General features: G+C 61.4%; 1 protein-coding gene. It reads left to right on the forward strand.

Annotated elements, in window-relative coordinates; all coding sequences use genetic code 11:
• On the forward strand, positions 1-911 hold a 911-nt coding region (locus AO242_RS21960), incomplete at both ends, for an AMP-binding protein (protein WP_141562234.1).

Here is a 911-nt window from a genome sequence, read left to right on the forward strand (position 1 = left end):
TTCCCTGATCAGGTGCAACTGCAAAGCCTGATCGAACAGCAAGTCGCTGCAACGCCGGATGCTTTGGCCGTGCAGTTCGGCAATCAGCAACTGAGCTACCGCGAACTCAACGCACGCGCCAACCAGCTGGCTCGTTGGCTGCGCGAGCAGGGTGTAGGCCCGGACGTGCTGGTCGGTGTGTGCGCCGAGCGTTCGCTGGAACTGGTGCTGGCCTTGTTGGCCATCGTCAAGGCCGGTGGTGCTTACGTGCCGATGGACCCGGACTACCCGCGTGAGCGTCTGGAACACATGCTCGGCGACAGCGGTGTGCAACTGTTGCTGACCCAGCAGCACTTGCTTGAGCAACTGCCCGCCAGTGCCGCGCAGACCTTCTGCCTGGACAGCCAGTGGCCTGAGTTGCAGGCGCTGGACGCCAGCGATCTGCCAACCCTGGGCAGCCCGCAAAACCTGGCGTATCTGATTTACACCTCCGGCTCCACCGGCAAACCCAAGGGTGCAGGCAACAGCCATGCGGCGCTGATCAACCGTCTGCACTGGATGCAGAAGGCTTATCAGCTGGATCACACCGACCGCATCCTGCAAAAGACTCCGTTCAGTTTCGACGTGTCGGTCTGGGAGTTCTTCTGGCCGTTGCTGACCGGCGCTGCGCTGGTGGTGGCAGAACCGGGTGCGCATCGCGACCCGCTGGAATTGCGTCGTGTGATCAACGAAGGTCAGGTCAGCGTGCTGCACTTTGTGCCGTCGATGCTGCAAGCCTTTGTCATTTCTGGCGAGCTGGAAAACTGCCCGTCACTGAAACAGGTGATGTGCAGCGGCGAAGCGCTGCCTTACGAGCTGCAACAGCAGTTCCGTCAACGGCACAGTGCACAGCTGCACAATCTGTATGGCCCGACCGAAGCGGCCATCGACGT

The sequence above is a fragment of the Pseudomonas sp. ICMP 561 genome, from assembly GCF_002699985.1.
GTDB lineage: Bacteria > Pseudomonadota > Gammaproteobacteria > Pseudomonadales > Pseudomonadaceae > Aquipseudomonas > Aquipseudomonas quasicaspiana.